The organism is Rhizobium sp. Rhizsp42, from assembly GCF_047304155.1.
Classification (GTDB): Bacteria; Pseudomonadota; Alphaproteobacteria; order Rhizobiales; family Rhizobiaceae; genus Rhizobium.
Genome location: NZ_JBGLYS010000007.1, coordinates 65,119 through 82,622 on the forward strand (window position 1 = coordinate 65,119; position 17,504 = coordinate 82,622).

19 protein-coding genes are annotated in these 17,504 nt (G+C 56.2%); 3 read left to right on the plus strand and 16 right to left on the minus strand.

Features of this window, described 5'->3' with window-relative positions; translation table 11 throughout:
- Positions 1-34: 34 nt before the first annotated feature.
- From ACCD05_RS09450 to ACCD05_RS09485, 8 genes are all read right to left on the minus strand, one after another.
- Complete coding sequence (locus ACCD05_RS09450) at positions 35-3,157, minus strand: efflux RND transporter permease subunit (RefSeq protein ID WP_413392187.1); 3,123 nt, start codon at positions 3,155-3,157, stop codon at positions 35-37.
- Between the two features lies 1 nt (position 3,158).
- The gene (locus ACCD05_RS09455; protein ID WP_413392189.1) at positions 3,159-4,214 is read right to left on the minus strand and encodes an efflux RND transporter periplasmic adaptor subunit; all 1,056 of its coding nucleotides are present in this window, start codon (positions 4,212-4,214) and stop codon (positions 3,159-3,161) included.
- 90 nt (positions 4,215-4,304) lie between these two features.
- Entirely contained in the window at positions 4,305-4,925 is a 621-nt protein-coding gene (locus tag ACCD05_RS09460) for a TetR/AcrR family transcriptional regulator (protein ID WP_112944001.1), read from the minus strand.
- A 59-nt stretch (positions 4,926-4,984) separates the two neighbouring features.
- Positions 4,985-5,452: a MarR family winged helix-turn-helix transcriptional regulator gene (locus tag ACCD05_RS09465; RefSeq protein ID WP_112943959.1), complete on the minus strand. Its 468-nt coding sequence runs from the start codon at positions 5,450-5,452 to the stop codon at positions 4,985-4,987.
- Positions 5,453-5,506: 54 nt separating this feature from the next.
- A complete protein-coding gene (locus tag ACCD05_RS09470) occupies positions 5,507-6,787 on the minus strand; it encodes a beta-ketoacyl-ACP synthase (protein ID WP_112943960.1) in 1,281 nt (426 codons plus the stop codon).
- Complete coding sequence (locus ACCD05_RS09475; RefSeq protein ID WP_112943961.1) at positions 6,771-7,241, minus strand: MarR family winged helix-turn-helix transcriptional regulator; 471 nt, start codon at positions 7,239-7,241, stop codon at positions 6,771-6,773. The genes ACCD05_RS09470 and ACCD05_RS09475 overlap by 17 nt, the downstream gene beginning before the upstream one ends.
- Positions 7,238-7,849, minus strand: coding sequence for a hypothetical protein (locus ACCD05_RS09480; RefSeq protein WP_148197999.1), 612 nt, complete (start codon positions 7,847-7,849; stop codon positions 7,238-7,240). The genes ACCD05_RS09475 and ACCD05_RS09480 overlap by 4 nt, the downstream gene beginning before the upstream one ends.
- A gap of 246 nt (positions 7,850-8,095) precedes the next feature.
- Positions 8,096-8,854, minus strand: coding sequence for an alpha/beta hydrolase (locus ACCD05_RS09485; protein WP_112436166.1), 759 nt, complete (start codon positions 8,852-8,854; stop codon positions 8,096-8,098).
- 126 nt (positions 8,855-8,980) lie between these two features.
- Between ACCD05_RS09485 and ACCD05_RS09490 the strand changes: the two genes are divergently transcribed.
- Positions 8,981-9,892, plus strand: coding sequence for an AraC family transcriptional regulator (locus ACCD05_RS09490; RefSeq protein WP_112943963.1), 912 nt, complete (start codon positions 8,981-8,983; stop codon positions 9,890-9,892).
- Here the strand turns inward: ACCD05_RS09490 and ACCD05_RS09495 are convergent.
- Both ACCD05_RS09495 and ACCD05_RS09500 read right to left on the minus strand, forming a co-directional pair.
- Positions 9,884-10,375: a hypothetical protein gene (locus ACCD05_RS09495; protein WP_112943964.1), complete on the minus strand. Its 492-nt coding sequence runs from the start codon at positions 10,373-10,375 to the stop codon at positions 9,884-9,886. The genes ACCD05_RS09490 and ACCD05_RS09495 overlap by 9 nt on opposite strands.
- Before the next feature lies 1 nt (position 10,376).
- Positions 10,377-11,294 (minus strand): helix-turn-helix domain-containing protein, encoded by a 918-nt coding sequence (locus ACCD05_RS09500; protein ID WP_112943965.1) that lies wholly within the window; start codon positions 11,292-11,294, stop codon positions 10,377-10,379.
- A 142-nt stretch (positions 11,295-11,436) separates the two neighbouring features.
- On the opposite strand from ACCD05_RS09500, the gene ACCD05_RS09505 reads away from it, so the two are divergent.
- The gene (locus ACCD05_RS09505) at positions 11,437-12,279 is read left to right on the plus strand and encodes an MBL fold metallo-hydrolase (protein WP_413392194.1); all 843 of its coding nucleotides are present in this window, start codon (positions 11,437-11,439) and stop codon (positions 12,277-12,279) included.
- Positions 12,280-12,325: 46 nt separating this feature from the next.
- On the opposite strand, the gene ACCD05_RS09510 is transcribed toward ACCD05_RS09505, so the two are convergent.
- From ACCD05_RS09510 to ACCD05_RS09525, 4 genes are all read right to left on the minus strand, one after another.
- Positions 12,326-13,120 (minus strand): SDR family oxidoreductase, encoded by a 795-nt coding sequence (locus ACCD05_RS09510; protein ID WP_112943967.1) that lies wholly within the window; start codon positions 13,118-13,120, stop codon positions 12,326-12,328.
- Between the two features lie 106 nt (positions 13,121-13,226).
- Positions 13,227-13,769 (minus strand): nuclear transport factor 2 family protein, encoded by a 543-nt coding sequence (locus tag ACCD05_RS09515; RefSeq protein ID WP_413392196.1) that lies wholly within the window; start codon positions 13,767-13,769, stop codon positions 13,227-13,229.
- Positions 13,770-13,804: 35 nt separating this feature from the next.
- Complete coding sequence (locus ACCD05_RS09520; RefSeq protein ID WP_148198002.1) at positions 13,805-14,545, minus strand: SDR family oxidoreductase; 741 nt, start codon at positions 14,543-14,545, stop codon at positions 13,805-13,807.
- 64 nt (positions 14,546-14,609) lie between these two features.
- The gene (locus ACCD05_RS09525) at positions 14,610-15,068 is read right to left on the minus strand and encodes a MarR family winged helix-turn-helix transcriptional regulator (RefSeq protein ID WP_413392198.1); all 459 of its coding nucleotides are present in this window, start codon (positions 15,066-15,068) and stop codon (positions 14,610-14,612) included.
- Between the two features lie 62 nt (positions 15,069-15,130).
- On the opposite strand from ACCD05_RS09525, the gene ACCD05_RS09530 reads away from it, so the two are divergent.
- Positions 15,131-15,631 carry a nuclear transport factor 2 family protein gene (locus tag ACCD05_RS09530; protein WP_413392200.1) on the plus strand — a complete coding sequence of 167 codons (501 nt, stop codon included), beginning with the start codon at positions 15,131-15,133 and terminating at the stop codon, positions 15,629-15,631.
- 76 nt (positions 15,632-15,707) lie between these two features.
- On the opposite strand, the gene ACCD05_RS09535 is transcribed toward ACCD05_RS09530, so the two are convergent.
- Together ACCD05_RS09535 and ACCD05_RS09540 are read right to left on the minus strand one after the other, a co-directional pair.
- A complete protein-coding gene (locus tag ACCD05_RS09535) occupies positions 15,708-16,895 on the minus strand; it encodes a thiolase family protein (protein WP_413392202.1) in 1,188 nt (395 codons plus the stop codon).
- Between the two features lie 66 nt (positions 16,896-16,961).
- Entirely contained in the window at positions 16,962-17,480 is a 519-nt protein-coding gene (locus ACCD05_RS09540; protein ID WP_413392204.1) for a hypothetical protein, read from the minus strand.
- Between the last annotated feature and the right edge of the window lie 24 nt (positions 17,481-17,504).

The following is a 17,504-nucleotide window of genomic DNA, read 5'->3' on the forward strand; positions in this document are numbered from 1 at the left end:
CTGAAGCGGGGCGGCAAGAGCCGCCCCGGTCTAGTTACGCGTGAGCGACCTTCGCCCGCGGCGTGACGGTCTCAGATTTTCCGTCATCATTTTCCTCGCGGCCGATGGTCACGTCAGGTTTGATCCTGAACCAGAGCGCATACAATGCGGGCAAGCCCAGCAGCGTGAGGATGGTGCCGCCGAAAGTGCCTCCGATCAATGTGAAGGCGAGTGACGACCAGAACACGGAAAAGGTAAGCGGAATGAATGCAAGGACGGCAGCCAGAGCGGTGAGGATCACGGGACGCGCGCGCTGCACCGTGGCCTCCACCACCGCGTCGAACGGAGTCAGGCCCTCGTGCTCGTTCGTGTGTATCTGTCCGATGAGGATCAACGTGTTTCGCATGATGATGCCTGCGAGACCGAAGAAGCCGAGGATGGCGTTGAACCCGAATGCCTGATCGAAGAAGAGTAGGGTAGGTACCATCCCCACCAGCGCCAACGGCGCTGTCAGGATAACCATGAACATATGCGCAAACGATCGCGTCTGGATGATGATGACAGTCAACATCAATGCGAGCATCAGCGGGAACACAGGTGCTAGGGCGGCGTTGGCTTTCCCGGCTTCCTCGATCGAGCCGCCTGTCGCAATTTCATATCCTGTGGGCAGGCTCTGCTTGATCGGTTCGAGCCTCTTCAAGAGTTCATTGGACACGTCAGGCGGCTGTTGACCCTCTGCAACGTCGCCTTGGACCGCCACTGTTGGCACGCGGTCGCGGCGACGCATGATAGGCTCTTCCATCCTGATTTCAGTCCGCCCGATCTGCTCAAGGGGAATACGTTGACCCGCATTACCGACCAGAACAAAGTTCCCGATTTTTGATGGATCGAGACGCTCACCTCCGAGACTGCGAGCGACAACGTCAACGGTCCGGATATCCTCGCGGACCTGCGTGACAGTGACGCCCGTCAAATAGAACTGGAGTTGTTGGGACACGTCGTGCGAGGTGAGCCCGATCGCACGGAGACGGTCCTGGTTCAGGACGAAATGCACGGTAGGAACCTGCTGACCCCAATCGACATTGACCTGTCGCATGTGAGGGTTCGCTTCCATCTCCTGCTTCACCTTCGAGGCGATCTCACGCAGTTTAGCTGGCTCGGGTCCGGAGACGCGAAATGCAACGGGAAACTGCGTGTATGGTCCAAAGGTGATTTGGTTGGCGCGAATTTTTGCTCCGGGGGCGAGCCCGTCAGCGGCTGCTCTACGGACCTTTTGTTTGAGAATTTCGCGGGTCTCCGGGTCCTTCGTAAGGACGACGATCTTGGCAAAAGATGGATCGGGCAATTCAGGCGCGATCGCGAGGTAAAAACGAGGAGCGCCCTGGCCTATGTAGCTTGTAACAACCTGTGCTTCAGGCTGTGTCTTGAGCCAGTCCTCGACATGTTCGACGACGGCCGTCGTTTGCTCGATGGCTGTGCCGTAGGGCATTTGGACTTCGACGAATACTTCCGGGCGGTCGGAAATTGGGAAGAACTGATTCTTGAGAAAGCCCATGCCGACGACCGCAACAGCGAATACCGCCACGACCGCTATAACCACGGCCAACTTGAACCGCACTGCCTGCTGTACGAGCGACCTTAGACGATTGTAATTTGGTGTTCCGTAAATTGCCGCATGACCGCCTTGGATCGGCTTGATGTCGGGCAACAGCTTCACTCCGAGATAAGGGGTGAAAGCGCCAGCCACGAGCCAAGATGTCAGTAGAGCGAAGAAGACGATCCAGAAAATGTTTCCGGCATATTCACCTGCGCTCGACTGCGCAAATCCCACTGGCATGAGACCGATAGCGGTCACCAATGCACCGGCCAATCGGGGGGAAGCGGTGTGGACCCAGGCCTCGCCGGAGGCGACGATTCGGTCGAAGCCTTCCTCCATTTTAACTACCATCGTCTCGATGACGATGATGGCATCGTCGACGAGAAGACCAAGCGCGAGGATAAGAGCTCCGAGAGTGATGCGATCGAAATCACGTCCAGTGACCTGCATGATTATGAACACGCCAGCCAGCGTGAGTGGGACAGCAGCTGCCACCACGATACCCACTCTCCAGCCCAGACTGACCAAGCTGACGAAAATCACCACGGCCAGGGCCACGAAGAATTTGAGCATGAATTCGTCGATCGACTCGGCGATGTTGACCGCTTGGTCGGTCACCTTGATCAGCGACATCCCCAACGGTAAAGTCGCTGAGATAGCTCCGACTTCCTTCTCAAGGGCTTCGCCGAGTACCAGACCGTTCCACCGATCTCGCATCACTACGCCAAGCTCGAGCGCTGGCTCGCCTTGATGACGAATGAGGAAGGTAGCGGGGTCCTCATAGCCACGCTTCACATCGGCGACATCTGATATCCGCAGCATCCGGCCTTGTGAGACAATCGGCGTATTTCGAATGACATCTAGGTCGTCAAAACTGCCGTCCACACGAACCTGCACTTCAGGCCCGTTTGTCTGAATTGATCCAGCAGGCGTTACGAGGTTCTGATTTGCAAGGGCCTGAAATATCTCGGAAGGCATGACTCCCAAGTTTGCCAAACGGTCGTGGGAGAATTCGATGAAAATCCGCTCAGGTCGCTCGCCGATGATGTTGATCTTTTTCACACCGGGGACGTGTAGCAAACGCTGCCGGAGCGCCTCAGCTTGGCGTGCAAGCACGCGGGGCGGCTCGCCTTTCGCTTTGAGTGCGTACAGGGCAAACGTTACGTCGGAGTATTCGTCATTGACGAACGGCCCAAGCGTTCCTTGTGGGAGCTTCGAAGCTTCGTCTCCCATTTTTTTCCGGGCCTGGTAAAACTGCTCCGCTACCTCGCCCGGCGGCGTATTGTCCCTAAGCGTAAGAGTGGTGAATGCGAGCCCCGGTCGTGTGAAAGTCTCGGCGCGATCGTACCACTTCAGCTCTTGGAGACGCTTCTCAAGAGGCTCAGCGACCTGATCCTGCATCTCCTGCGCCGTCGCACCCGGCCATGCGGTCACGACGGTCAGCACTTTAATGGTGAAGCTAGGGTCTTCGGCACGTCCGAGCTTCAAGAACGAAAACGCGCCGGCCGCCGTGATAGCAATAATCAGGAAGAGTGTAATTGCACGCTCGCGTACGGCAAGCGATGATAAATTGAAGCTCATGTTACTCACCTTGCTCCGTACGGACCTGCTGCCCCTCGTGTAGAAGATGCGCGCCCAGCGCTACAAACTTCGAGCCTTTCTCGAGACCGGTGGAGATTGACGCGCTTTCCGCGTCGATAGCCGCGACGTCAACTTGGTGAAAACGAACGGCACTACCATCGTCGATGAGCCAGACCCCTGGGCCGGAGCCCGAGTCGAAAAGGGCGCTTAGCGGTACGCGGAAAAGCGGTTTCGTCGCCGCGTCCGAGATAGTGATGTTGATAGTAGCGCCAAGCGGAGCTGCAGCCGCGTCGCCTTCAAGGACATACCGCGCTTCGAAGGTACGGGTTAGCGGATCTGCGGCGTTCGACAATTGTCTGAGCGTTGCCTTTCCACCCTGTCCACTATTGAAAACCGTTGCTACCGCAGATGAACCGATCTTTGGGAGGAGCGTCTCGGGGAGATCGATCGAAGCCTCCCGCGGACCAGCATGGGCGAGACGGACCACAGTTTGACCAGCTGCGACCACTTGGCCGGGTTCAACAAGCGTCTCTACGACCGTTCCGTCGGAGTCGGCTACCAGCATGGAATAGCTGGCGGTGTTTTCTGTCACACGAACCTGAGCTTCGGCTGCATCGAGCTTCGCGACGGCTACGTCTGCCGCTGCCTTCGCCCGGCTGTATATCGTGGCCGAAACGGCACCTGATCCCACAAGCGAATGGAAACGGTGCTCGTCGTCGGTCGTCTGCAGGACCTCTGCCTTTGCCGCTTCGACTGCTGCTTTTTGGGCCGTGATAGCCAGATCGTAGTCGGTGTTGTCTATCCGCATGAGCGGCTGACCCTTACGCACCACCTCACCTGTGTCCACCAATCGCTCGGTTATTTTCCCGGCGATGCGGAAGCCCAAACTGCTCTGAATTCTGGCTGATACGATGCCTGTGAAACTGCGCTCGGCGCGCTGTGGATCTGAAACAACCGCAGTTTTGACCAGCGGAGGCTCGGTACGTGGATCTTGTTGCGCAGTCTGGGCTTTGTCGCAGGACTGTAGTGAAACGGCGGCGGCCGAAAATAGCAGCATTGCTGCAAGTCTATGTATTGACGTCATTAGGATGCCCTCAGTTAGAAGGCGGCATCATATGACTAGTGACCAAATTGTCAATCGGTCACTCTACGGAGATAGACTCCTGAGAATGAGTCCGACGACCTCATTCGAACCGTCAGGAACTGAATCCAAATTGTGCTGGAGCATTGACGGGTTTAGGAAGGACTGCATTGCCAACATTATAGAGCGCGTGACCTCGTCCGAAGGCGTCTTACGCTCGAACTCGCCGGCGGCCCGGCCTTCGTCGATTATACCGCGTAGGAATGATTCCACCCGTGAGGTGTGCGCCAGTGAAGACTCCCAGCGCTCAGTCGTGGAATACGTGGCAATCTCGTACAACTGCCTGTCGACAAAGAAAAGCTCGACGTTCTTCTCTATTAAAACTCTGAAATAGTTGCGTAATTTCTCCATTGCGGATGCTGAGGCATTTGCTGCCTCCTCGGCTGAAATCGATATTTTGAGAAGGCACTCGGTGCAAATTGCTTCGCCGATCGACTGCTTTGAATCAAAGAATTTGTAGATATAAGCCTTTGAAAATCCGATCGCCTTAGCGAGGTCGTTCATGGTGGTTTTGCCGTAGCCAAAGTGACTGAAATAGTCATTGGCAGCATGAACTATTTGATCATGCCGTGCTTGCGGATCTGGCCCGCGTTTATGTGATGCGTCAACAAGTTCTTTGATAGCCATAGCTAAACGTAGCATTCAAACACTCGAATAACAACAGTGACCAATCTGGTACCGGGTAATTACGAATGCCGGTTCGCTTTGAGCGCGGTGTCTATGCCATTCCGCAGTTGCTCTGCAACGGATTTCCCGATGAGCTGTTCCACTTCGCCCTGTGCCATTGCCCAATGCGGGAGAGCTTCCTGACGTTTGGCCTCGCCAAGCGAAGTGAGACTTATGAAAAGCCGTCGCGGCTCTGTTGGGTCAGGTTTCGTTACGACCAAGCCTTTCGCTTGCAACGGCTTGAGAGTTCTTACGAGCGTCGTTCGCTCCATGACAAGCTCTCCGGCCAAATCATTCATGGTCATCTCAGAGTTCTGAGACAGGAATTCCATGATCGCAAAGTCACCAGCGGAGATAGAGACGGGATCGAGATGTTTTTGATAAATACGGCCCAAGAGTCGCGAAAACTGGCGGGTTGCCAGAGAATAGCACAGATCGGTGGTTCTCGTAGTTCTTGCTTTTTTTGTAGCCATATCATCGCTCAACATCTCAGCTACCGCATACCTATCTTCTGCCGGTCCCTCTTGTCAAAGCAACCGACGTCATATTGGAGCGGACACTACGACACTTGCGTTCTGGCCGCCAAAACCAAAGGAGTTCGAAAGGACGTGATGCACACTGGCGTCGCGCTTACGATTTGGGACTACGTCAAGCGGTATAGCCCCATCAGGATACTTGTAGTTCATGGTGGGCGGTATGGTCCCCCGGAGGATCGTCTGAAGTGAGAACACAGCCTCAATCGCGCCAGCGGCCGAGATGGTATGGCCTATCATGGATTTGTTTGACGACGTCGGGATCGAGCTAACTCGATGTCCAAAAACGCCGGACATCGCGGTGAACTCCATCTTGTCGTTTTCGGGCGTCGAGGTTCCGTGTGCATTGACGTAATCGATATCGGACTGATCGAGACCGGCATCAACGAGAGCCGCCCGCATAGTCTCGATTGCCGGCCCGCCGTCAGGAGACGAGCGGGTTCGGTGGAAAGCATCCGCGCGGTCCGCGCAGCCGCTGATCAAGCCGAGGATTGTCGCGCCTCGCGCAACAGCCGATTCGAGCGTTTCCAGCACTAGCGTCGCTGCGCCTTCCGCCATGACAAAGCCGTCGCGGTCACGGCTAAATGGTCTGGATGCTGCGGATGGGGTATCGTTGTTCGTGGATAGGGCTGAGAGAAGGGAGAAGCGGATCAGTGCTTCTGCACTCACGGATCCGTCTGTTGCTACGGCTAGCGCGCGATCCGTCCTTCCTTGCCGAATGGCTTCGACACCCAATTGAATAGCAGTGACGCCGCTTGCGCACGCAGTGGACAAGGTAACCGGCAACCCACGCGTACCGAAAAGGTCTGACAGCCGCTCGGAGATCGAACCAAACAGCGACGCCTCATGGAAGGCCGGGTCTGGTTCGTCCCTCATCGCGGACAGAAATCGTTCATATGCGTTGCCGCTGTGGTTTCCAGTTTTCAACCGGTCGGCTAGCTCGAAGCGCGCTTGCCAATCGGGCTCGATCGGTGGTGCAGCCAAGAAGAGGGGTCCGTTGAACGGACCATCCAGACCGGCTTGCGATAACGCCTCCAAGGTGGTCTCTCGCGCGAAAGCGAACGATCGTTCCACTGCATTCGAAACCGGAACGTCGATAAAATCGACGGTTCCGGCAATGGTCGTTCTCAGCCCGGAGGTATCGAAACGGCTTATTCGTTTGATGCCGGACTCACCGCTGGATAGCGAGCGCCAGTTGTCATCAACGCCTTGTCCAAGCGACGTCAAGACACCCGTCCCGGTGACGGCGACAATCGGTCGACCCCGGTGGTCGTTAAATATCTGGGACATCGCCACCTCCGGCTAAAGTGTGATTGGACAGATTCGATGCGACGTGGATGGAAACACCATTCGCCACGGCCGAGCGCTCTGCGCCGACCAGTCTTACAAATTCATCCTCCGCACGCTCCCAGAGCGCGCTCGCTTTCTCGAACGCTTTTATCCCGGTGTCGGTAACCCGAATGGTTCTGGTGCGACGATCCGATGTACCGCGTGCAATCGAGATCATCTGGCCTTCCAGCAGCGGTCGGAGGTTGCGCCCGAGTGTAGACTTGTCCAAGCCGAGTAGGCGTCCGAGCTCACCGGAAGGACTCTCCGGATTATCAAGAGCCACCGAGATCAGTGCAACCTGTGCAATCGACAGACCGGAGGTTCGCACATACTCGTCGTAAATCCGTGTAGCCGCACGCGCGGCGCGGCGAAGGTTTGTACAGTGACAGAGTTTATGGGAGAAGGTCCGGGTCATGCGGTGGCTCGTGCGCGTGGGTACGTGCCAGTCGCGAACGCAACAGCTGCGAGGTCCCGGCCTAGCGATCGAAGGTAACGGTCGGTACGATTGGCAGTGGCGAGGACGTCGTTCAACTCCCGGGCTTTCCAGGCAGCCTCTTTGATAACGGACAGTTCCGGCCGCTCGCGTAGAAGGAAATCAAGTGGCGGCCGATCCACGATGTTGCTCTTCGCCACAAATGCCGCAGCTTTGACGTCACCGAACGAACACTTCGCCGTAACCCAAATCGGCCGAAGCTGCTTGGCCTCGACCCAATGCGCCCACGTGGTGGAAACATCGGCCAGTAGCGTCTGTTCCGAGTACTTCAGCAGCATGCCGTGAACCGAGCCGTTAGGGAGTAGTGAGAGCGGCAGTTCGCTATTTGCCTGGATGGAACCAGCGACAGATCTCCGCCAACCTCGGACGAGCGCCGGCACCTGCTCACGTGGCGAGAACTCGGGTCGGATCATCCAGGCATCGTAGGCGAACATCCAGACATCGCGCCTGAGGAGTGTGCGAGAAAAGAAATCTAGAGCGCTACCGGAGATCGCGTGGTCTGACAGGCTTTTCTTGAATGAGAGGGTCATCGTCGTTGTCTTTGTGGGCATTGGACGTTTGATCGGTCCGCCGCTCCTGATGTAGTGAACAACGGATACAGCGCCGAGCGATACGGCCCCGACTTCGTAGTTCACATGGCGATGACTGATATGTGCTATTGCACATACGCTTTGTCAATGGGCTGGTTTGCTTCGCGACCGTTCCGCGCCATCGGTCGGGCGAATAGAGCCCATTTGCCCGCAAGAAAAGGGGCGGCTTTGGGCCGCCCCGACGCATCAGTTTTCTTCTGCGGCCTTTTCGATGACTTGCGCGACGTCCTTTGCGTGCACTACGAGCGAAGCGTGGCTGCCTTCAACTGAAGTCGTCTTCGCTTTGATGCGCGATGCAAAGAAGTGCTGATCCTTAGGATCGAGCAGTTTGTCTTTCTCGCTGATGACAAAGTAGCTCGGCTTTGTGTGCCAGGCTGCGTTCGTCACCTTCGCTTCAAAGGCGGTATGGTTCAAAGGAAGCTGGTTCGACGCCAGGGTCTGCGCGATTGAAGGCGGAACGTCAGCTGCGATGACCTGGGGGAACGCAGCCGGATCAATCGAGAGATAGCCTTTGGAATCCGGGCGGATTGCGGCGATGCCTGGGGTTTTTGTCCCCGCGTTGCCCAAGGCCGCTACGGATTCGCCTTTTTCTGGAGCGAAGGCGGATACATACACCAGCGCTTTGACCTTGGAGTCGCTTCCAGCCTCTGTGATCACGACGCCACCCCAGGAATGGCCGACCAGGATCACCGGTCCTTTTTGGGCTGCGATCGCCTTCGTGGTCGCGGCCACGTCGGCATCGAGCGACGTCAGCGGGTTTTTCACGAGCGTGACGTGAAACCCGTCCTTTTCGAGAATTTGTGCGACTGGTTGCCAGCTTGTCTCGTCGACAAAAGCGCCATGAACCAATACGATGTTCTTGACTTTTTCAGCGGCAATCGCTGATGGGGCAAGGCTTGTGGCGACGAGAAGGCCGGCCAATCCTGAGTATAGTTTCCTAAGCATGTCATCTTCCTTTTCTGAGGGAGCAGGCGTCCGTGCAATGGAGCGAGTTTCGTTTTGCTTCCCTCGCGAGTAGCGTCGGTAAGCCAGGAGGCCTGCGGTACAGGGTAAACGGTAAGGTGATATCGAATGAGCATACATAGCGAGGAAAACGGAAGACTTGATCGATCGTCCGAACCAGACGAGAAACTAGATCTTCTCTCCGATGTGCTGCGGTTCGTTCAGCTAAAGGGCGGATCGGTGTTTTCCGGCGGAGTCCCGAAGACAGGCGAACTGCAGCGGCTAAGGGATGTATCTTCGATCCACGTGGTACAAGAGGGTGGTGTCGAGTTGGTGCAGCCTAGACGTCCCCCGCTTTCAATCAAGGCGGGTGAGGTACTGCTCGTTCCACGCGGTGGGGTCCTGCTCGATATCCGAGCATCGTCGGACGCCGAACTGCAGACCAGAATGATCAGTGCCACATTCACGTTCGACAACGCAGAAGCAGCGGCCCCTCTTCTCAAGCTTCTCCCGGATTTCATTCACATCACGCCCGCGATGGATAAATCCTCAGTGCTCATAAAAGATGTTGCTCAGTTTCTCGTACTGGAAACCGCAAACCCAGAGCCCGGTTTTTCGCTAATGATCTCGAGAGTAATCGATATATTGGTCATAAGGTGTATTCGAACGTGGTCGCGCACTGTACAGAATGATGGTTGGGTTGGCTCCCTTGCGGATGAGCGCATCAGCCGTGCGGTAGCTGCTCTGCATCGAGATCCAACAATAACGTGGACTGTAAGTGCGCTCGCATCGCTAGCCGGAATGTCTCGATCGAGCTTTGCCGACAGGTTCACGCAGTTGGTCGGTCATCCCCCTCTGCGTTATCTGCAAAATTGGCGACTACAGCTAGGTTTCGATCTTCTTCATAATACGCCTCTATCTGTGAAGGAGATCGCTTATGCCGTCGGTTATGAGTCGGAGGCCGCTTTCAGCAGGGCATACCGAACAAAATTTGGATATCCTCCGCGGGATAGCAGGATCCGAACGACGGGATCAGCCTGATCGCTTCAAGATTAACGAGTCGACGTCTACGAGCTTCTTCCAACGTGTGCCCGTCAACGCTTTGCCGATATCTCCACGTACGTCGATAGGTTCGCCCGAGACCTGTGTAAGGTATCTGGCTGCCCCGATCGCATAGATCGCAACTTCTTCCACAGCGTGCCGCGTGCGACCTGCAAAACCGTATTGCAGATTGGCTATCACTTTTACGGTTTCGATAGCACCTCGGTAGTGCCTTCCCAGATCGAGCGCAGCAAAGTCCGCAGGCGCTTTTGACGCTTTTGTCTGATAGGACATGGCGATCGAATGATCCGTTTCGCCGTTGTCTCGGCGTTTCGCGCTAAGGACAAACCATTCGCCTTTACCGCGCTGCATTGAAAGACGACGCAGGGCGTCCCTGAGCGCGTCGTCGATATCGACGCCAGTTCCTTCGACCGTCGAATTGTCGAACTCGACCAGCACTGGGGTTCTTCCGATACTTTCCATGCTAGAATATTGCCTCTGTTCCATGGCGTCCTGTTGCCTGTCTAACGGAGATTCGGGCGCGGTACTCGCCGGGAGTGATGCCTATCAACCGTTTAAAAACCTTCCTGTAAGAATTCTGGTCCTCATATCCGCAACGCTGAGCAATTTCATCGATTGAGATATCGCGTGCCTCGAGCAGCTTCCGGGAATGGCTGACCTTCAGGCGTTGGCAGTAGTCCGTGGGGTTAAATCCTGTGGCTCTGCTAAATCGACGCAAAAACGTTCTAGGACTGGTCCTCGCCCGGGCCGCCATCTCTTCAAGTGTCGCACGCTTTCCAAGCGACGAATGAAGCCATCGCTGAACTTCAACAATCGCCAAGTCCCCATGATCGAGTTGGGGGGAGAAGGGGGCATAATAGCTTTGTGGCCTGTCCGCGGGATCGATCAGCATAAATTTTGCCGTCGATAACATAACCTCGGTTCCTAGAAAGCGGTCGACTAGCCGCAAACCCAATTGGGTCCAGGCCATCACACCCCCAGCGGTAATGACGTCGACTTCATCAACAAGCAAGTCATCGGCTCTCAGGTCGACAAGCGGAAATCTGTCCTTGAATTGTTCCCTTAGTGACCAATGCGTCGTCGCGGATCTGCCATCAAGTACCCCAGCCTGGCCAAGCATGAACGCGCCTCCGCACGCCGAACACATAATCGTGCCGGCGCGCGCCGCTTCGGCGAGCCACGTCTTCGCAGTTGGCGAGATCGAGAGATCCGCACCTGGGAACATTGGCGGAGCTACAACGGCCGCAAGTTTGCTATTACCGTGCAACAAATACGAGCTACCCTCTGACGTCGCCTCCACGTCGATTGCCACGATGCGGGCCGCAGAAGCAGCTACTGCTTGGCTATTGGCAATCGCCCACAGTTCCCTGAGCCCGTGCACGGCAGCATCCGACCGCCCGGGGAGACTAAGAATTCCAACGTGGTGGATATTTGGCAAGATTGCCCCGATTATTGTCTGGAACGCCACTGCACAGCTATAGCGCCATGCGTAAAATACAAGGCCTCTCAATCAGGAGGCCTTCATGGAAAGCAAAGATAGTTCGAACGTGCCATACCGGTTCACGCACGGCGAGTTTGATATTACCGTCGTCAGCGATGGATTTATTGCGCTGCCCTCTGATATCATCATGCCAGAAGCTAGCGCCCAGGATAAGAGGGCAATCCTCGCCCGCCTTGGTGGTGGTAGAACGACGGCACCGATGTACACGAACATCCCCGTCATCAGGACCGGCAAGGAGATAGTTATTGTCGATACAGGGTCCGGTTCGCAATTTCAGGATACCGCCGGGGCACTTGAGGAAAATCTGAAGCGGGCGGACATCGATCCAGCAAGCGTCACTAAAGTGATCCTTACACATGCGCATCCCGATCACATGGGAGGAATCCTGAGAGATGATGGCTCACTGCTATTTGCGAACGCCGAACATCTCGTAAACGTCGACGAATGGTCATTTTGGCAAGACGACGCGCTTTTGGCCGAGGGGCTAAGGCCGTTTGCAGCTGGAGCGCGTTCAAACTTTGCCGCGATTGGCGAGCGTCTCACCATGGTTGCTCCTGGTACGGCCACGATCAACGGGATCGAGATAGTCTCGACGCCGGGCCACACCGGTGGTCACATCTCGCTTTCGTTGGAGGGGGGAGATGGGCTTCTGATTACCGGAGATGCCCTGACTAACCCGGTCGTGTCGTTTGAGCACCCAGATTGGCGGTTCGGTTTCGATGCCGATCACGGCACCGCAGTGCGCACAAGGCGGATGCTTCTTGACCGTTTCGCACGCTCTTCCACAAAACTCCTGGGTTACCACTGGAGCTACCCGGGCATCGGCCAGGTCGAGCGGTTCGGCGAAGCCTACTCTCTTGTCTAGTGTGAGACGAGATCCCGGGAAGCGTGGTGCTTCCCGGGATCAGCTGTCAGCAGATAGTGTCTACGATACCACCTTCGACGCGGAGTGCGGCTCCCGTTGTAGCAGACGACAATGGTGAAGCCACGTAGGCGATCATGTTTGCCACTTCCTCGACAGTCGCGGTCCGTTGGATGATTGAGGAAGGCCGATTCGCTTTAACGAAAGCGTCGGCGGCATCCTTGACCTTTTGATCGGTGCCGGAAATCGATCCTTCGATCATCGAGACAACACCATCAGAAAGTGTTGGGCCAGGCAGTACCGAGTTTACAGTGACCCCTGTACCGGCCGCACGCTTCGCCAATCCCCGTGCCAGCGCCAACTGCGCCGTTTTCGTGGTCCCGTAGAAAATCATGTCAGCGGGCACGTTTATGCCGGATTCAGAGGAAACGAAGATGACGCGGCCCCATCCGTTTTCAATCATCTTCGGCATGTAGAGACGCGACAGGCGGATACCCGACGTGACGTTCACCGAGACAAACTCGTCCCATTCTTCTTCTGAGGATTCGAAGAAGTCCTTCCACGCGTAAATTCCCAGATTATTGATGAGGACGTCGCACGTGGGATGCTTTGCGAAAAGCTCGTCCGCAGTCTCGCGTTTGCTGAGATCACCAACAAAACCCTCAACGCGCACGTCGCCGGCAAGTGCTTTGATGGCGGACACACCGGCCGAAACCGTGTCTTCCTTTCGGCCGTTGATGACAACGTTGGCACCCGAAAGCGCGAGCGCCTTGGCAGCGGCAAGGCCGATACCTGCCGACGAACCGCTGATGATCGCGGTCTTTCCTGTGAGATCGATTTTCATTTTGATTCCGTTTCAAAGGGGAGGGTAGGCCAACGCGCACGGCGGTTGCGCGTTGGCCCTGTGCTTGGGCGGAGGGAAGGTCGCCCAAGGTTGACGTCAGCTGTGGTTACAGCTGAGGCATGAATTTGGTGAAGGATTCAGCCTTGGTGTCTGGAGGCGACAGACGTGAGTTGGTGGTCGATCCACCAATGTAACGTTCCCAGATCTTCCAGCCCTCGGAGGTCTTCACCAGGCGGTCTCGCATCGGCGAATAAAGCCAGATGGCCGGCAAGTCTGCGCCGCTTTCCATTACTTCTCCAGCGCCGATCTTTACGGCGTCTTCCGGCCAAGCGTGGCGGACCAGAAGATTGTGATATCGCACAACAACGCCGTCTCCGTCCTTGTCAACAATGTGGTTGGTGGCGTGGCGGCTGACGCCCGGGATTAGATAGGGGTAATCAACCTCGAAGAAGTGGCGGATACCCTTGTGTCCACGAATAGTTCCGTGAAAGTGAAAGGCGACAGCGTCTGGTGTGAACGAGTTGATCATGCCCTCGACGTCCCACGTCTCAAAAAGCCAGTTGACCCGGTTGACGTAGTCGATTGCGCTTACGTGATCGGCCGGATCGAGAATGCCTTGCTTGGCGATGGGAGGGAATGCTTTTTCCATGATTGTATCCTTCATTTGATTGTGGTCACGCGAGCTCAAGCTGTAGGCAGCACATTAGCGAGCTGAGCCTGAAGCCCTCTGGGATCTGCGATGAAAGCGCCCGCTGCCCCTCGAGACAGCTCGCCTGGGAAGACTTCGTCCACTCCCTGCTCAATGGCATCTACGATGTCGGAGGCGGCTTCCTGTGGTGTGACTTTCTCTTGGTTCGTCCAAGCGCCCATTGCCGTGTCGACCTGCACTGGCATAGCAGCGGTGACTGTCGTACCTTGTGCTTTCAGTTCCGCACGCAAGCTATGTGTGAGTGATAGTGCCGCGGCTTTAGATGCCGAGTAGGTTCCCATAAGGGGCAGTGCAACCAACGAAAGGAACGACAGCACGTTTACCAACGCGCCACCATTGTTGTCGTTCAGAACAGGTGCGAAAGCGCGCGATACATTGAGCGGGCCGAAATAGTTGACGTCCATTTCTTGCTTTGCATTGCTTACGTCAGCTGATGCGAGTGCACCTGAATCTCCAGAGAATCCGGCATTGTTGATCAAAAGATTGACATCGTGCGCAAGCTTCGAAGCTGCCTTAACGGATGCGACGTCAGTGACATCGAGTTTGATTACGACGATGCGATCAGGGTAGCTCTCGCGGAGCACTGCTAGTGTCTCTGGATTGCGGGCAGCAGCATATACCTTGCGCGCGCCGCGCTCGAGGAGTTCATGCACGAGCGCCTGACCGATACCTCCGTTTGCCCCGGTAACAAGGGCAATGGCTTCAGAAATTTTCACGTATTTTCCTTTGTGTGTATATGCACACCAACGGGTGTGCAATGTCAGCGGTTTAATACGCCGGTCAACTGTGACGAGCGTGGCTGATTTCGATGTTGTCGCGCCGGCTCCGTGCCGCAGGCTCGATTCCAAACTGTGATTCAAACGTGAGCTGAGCGCTCTCCCAGTACGGTGAGGCCTCGGCCAACTTTGCGATACCGCGCTCTGTTAGCGATAGCACCTTAGCTCGCTCTCCGATCTGGGCGCTGCTTTGGATCAAGCCGCTATCGAGCATTGGCTTGAGTGCTCGGACAAGACTAGTTCGCTCCATGACCATCACCTCTGTCAACTCGGCCACCTTAAGCCTTCCATAGTGCTCGAGAACGGTGAGGAGCGAGAATTGCGATATCGTGAGATTGCAAGGAGATAAAGCGGCATCGTACATGCGGGTGAGCCATCTCGCGCTGCGGCGCGATGCAAAACAATAGCAGTTGTCTGGCCCAAATGTGCTTTCCATCAATGCAATATGTGCTATTACACACATGATGTCAAGCCGGATCGTTTTTCATCGCGGCTGGCATGGGTTAGTGAGTGAAGGAGCAAGCAATGAATGAAAATGATCTACCAGAGCACGCCATGCCAGATGCCCAGACGATTGTGGAGGCGGTCAATTTCGTGAACAGAGTCAATTTCCTGTTTGACCGGTGGGAAGTTGACAAACTTGTTTCCGTGTTCACGGGTGACGTCATTGTAGATCACCCGCTTGGTCGAAGCGTCGGCAGGCCCGCACTCGCGGAGTTCTTGAAGGCGTACGAACCGATCACCCACGGCGTGCGAAGACACAACTGCAATCATGTCGTCGCATACGGTGACGATGGCGATGTGGTCGTATCGTACTATATCTTGCTCATTCGCATCGCCCCAAGCGCGGACGCGCCGCGACTAAAGGCTGAGCCAATGAGGATCATGGAGTATGACGCGCATTTCCCTAAACTGATATCGTACGCAATGGTTACGGATACGCTCACCAAGCTCGAAGACGGCCAATGGCGAGTTCGCCACAAACGGGTGGAAAACGTCGCCGAGGACACTGTTCACCACTTCTAGGGTTGCAGCGCCCGGCAGATGTCGGGCGCTCTCCCAATCTCTCCGCGGCTGCACACCCTGGAGGATGCGTGTTAGCTTAGCCCGAAATTTCGATCGCAATCGCGATACCTTGTCCCCCGCCTATGCAGAGCGCCACCAGGCCCTTTCGAATACCGTCCCTGATCATCGAGTGTATCAGCCGTGTGATCAGAACCGCGCCTGTCGCTCCGATGGGGTGGCCATGGGCGATAGCGCCACCATCGAAATTGACGAGCTCTGCAGGAATTCCGCTCCGTGCGATAACCGCCAGCGGCACAGCTGCATAAGCCTCGTTGATTTCGACACGCTCTAGGTCGGATATGTCCCATCCAGCTTGAGCCATTGCACGCTCGATCGCTGGCACTGGTCCGAGGCCGAACATGGATGGCTCGACAGCGGCTACACCGAAGCCGGCCAACGTGGCAGCTACTATAAGTCCCTGGCCGTGGGCGTTGGCTCTTGTGGTTACCAGCATTGCTGAAGCCCCGCTATTGAGCCCCGGTGCGTTGCCGGCTGTTATCGTGCCGTTTGGACGGAATGCTGGCTTGAGTTTCGCCAGTACTCCTACCTCCGTTGCGGGACGAGGGGCCTCGTCTTTCTCGAATATGGCCACACCGCTCTTTCCTTCGACAGATACCGGAACGATCTCGGTTTCAAAATGGCCCGCAGCCTGAGATTGAGCGAACCGCGACTGGGAGCGCTGAGCCCATTCGTCTTGCGCCTCGCGAGTGATCCTAAGATTGGACACGAGATCCTCGGTATGCCAGCCAGAATGCTTGCCGGAAAATGCGTCCTCGAGACCATCGGTTAGCATGCTGTCGAATATCTGTGCTGCACCGAGCCGGTGGCCCCAACGACCATCGGGCAGAAGGAAAGGTGCCTTGTCCATGTTCTCCATGCCGCCAGCGATAGCGAACCTTGCTATGCCGGCTTTCACTTCAAGGGCCGCGGAGATCACGGCTTGCGCTCCCGAGCCGCACACGCGGTTGACAGTGTAGGCGGGAACGGAGACAGGCAGGCCGCCTTCTACAGACGCTTGGCGTGCGGGGTTCATCCTGTTGCCTGCTTGGACCACGTTCCCCATGATCGCAGCGTCGATCGAGACGGGAGCCAAGCCCGAACGCTCGATAACAGCGCGGATCACCGTGCTGCCAAGCTCTACCGCGGATGTGGTTTTGAGAGATCCATTGAATGCGCCGATAGCTGTACGCACCGGGCTGCAGATAACGATATCGTCGTCCGTCAAGGTTATAGCCTTTCTTTAGTCGAGAGAGGCCCTTTTGGGCCCAACCGACTTCCTGACTTTTAAAAGTTAGCTGTGATCCCGCTTATCGTCGTCACCGCTGCGGACATCAGTCTGTCCAAGCCCTTGCAAAGCACCTAGTGCTGAAACATCACCACCCGGGCCCTGTTGCTGCGAAGCGAGATGACCCTGTTGCTTGGCGGCTTCCAGGACTTGGTGGCGAACCTCTTCGACGATCTTCTCTCGTTCGTCGGCCGGCATGCTGGCAAGGTCTTCCTTCGTAAGGCCGTGTTCGCCAAGATATTGCTGCATCAACCGGTCTCCTATGGACATGTCGGCCAGTTCGCCAAACTCCTCTTCGGGGCTTTTCTCGGATGTTTCGCTGGGTGCATCGGCCTGGAACCCAGATTGAAGCGACCAAAGTGCGCCAGAGAGTTTTGCGGTGCTCCCGCTTTCCGAGTCCCGGGCTGCCGAACCCGGTGCTGATGATGAGCCGACCGGGGCCTCAAACGCCTCGGCTTTGGGTCCCCGCGCCTTGCTCGACATGATGCTGGTATTGGTCCCGAAATTGCTATCGACGTAGGTCATGGATTCCTCCTTGTGAACTGCGCG

Bases quoted from the DNA above. Each gene is read 5' to 3' on its own strand.
- ACCD05_RS09455 (WP_413392189.1), bottom strand. From the start codon at position 4,214: ATGCTGCTATTTTCGGCCGCCGCCGTTTCACTACAGTCCTGCGACAAA.
- ACCD05_RS09475 (WP_112943961.1), bottom strand. From the start codon at position 7,241: ATGACCCGGACCTTCTCCCATAAACTCTGTCACTGTACAAACCTTCGC.
- ACCD05_RS09515 (WP_413392196.1), bottom strand. From the start codon at position 13,769: ATGGAAAAAGCATTCCCTCCCATCGCCAAGCAAGGCATTCTCGATCCG.
- ACCD05_RS09530 (WP_413392200.1), top strand. From the start codon at position 15,131: ATGAATGAAAATGATCTACCAGAGCACGCCATGCCAGATGCCCAGACG.
- ACCD05_RS09480 (WP_148197999.1), bottom strand. From the start codon at position 7,849: ATGACCCTCTCATTCAAGAAAAGCCTGTCAGACCACGCGATCTCCGGT.
- ACCD05_RS09490 (WP_112943963.1), top strand. From the start codon at position 8,981: ATGAGCATACATAGCGAGGAAAACGGAAGACTTGATCGATCGTCCGAA.
- ACCD05_RS09510 (WP_112943967.1), bottom strand. From the start codon at position 13,120: ATGAAAATCGATCTCACAGGAAAGACCGCGATCATCAGCGGTTCGTCG.
- ACCD05_RS09495 (WP_112943964.1), bottom strand. From the start codon at position 10,375: ATGGAAAGTATCGGAAGAACCCCAGTGCTGGTCGAGTTCGACAATTCG.
- ACCD05_RS09525 (WP_413392198.1), bottom strand. From the start codon at position 15,068: ATGTGTGTAATAGCACATATTGCATTGATGGAAAGCACATTTGGGCCA.
- ACCD05_RS09470 (WP_112943960.1), bottom strand. From the start codon at position 6,787: ATGTCCCAGATATTTAACGACCACCGGGGTCGACCGATTGTCGCCGTC.
- ACCD05_RS09465 (WP_112943959.1), bottom strand. From the start codon at position 5,452: ATGTTGAGCGATGATATGGCTACAAAAAAAGCAAGAACTACGAGAACC.
- ACCD05_RS09505 (WP_413392194.1), top strand. From the start codon at position 11,437: ATGGAAAGCAAAGATAGTTCGAACGTGCCATACCGGTTCACGCACGGC.
- ACCD05_RS09450 (WP_413392187.1), bottom strand. From the start codon at position 3,157: ATGAGCTTCAATTTATCATCGCTTGCCGTACGCGAGCGTGCAATTACA.
- ACCD05_RS09460 (WP_112944001.1), bottom strand. From the start codon at position 4,925: ATGGCTATCAAAGAACTTGTTGACGCATCACATAAACGCGGGCCAGAT.
- ACCD05_RS09540 (WP_413392204.1), bottom strand. From the start codon at position 17,480: ATGACCTACGTCGATAGCAATTTCGGGACCAATACCAGCATCATGTCG.
- ACCD05_RS09485 (WP_112436166.1), bottom strand. From the start codon at position 8,854: ATGCTTAGGAAACTATACTCAGGATTGGCCGGCCTTCTCGTCGCCACA.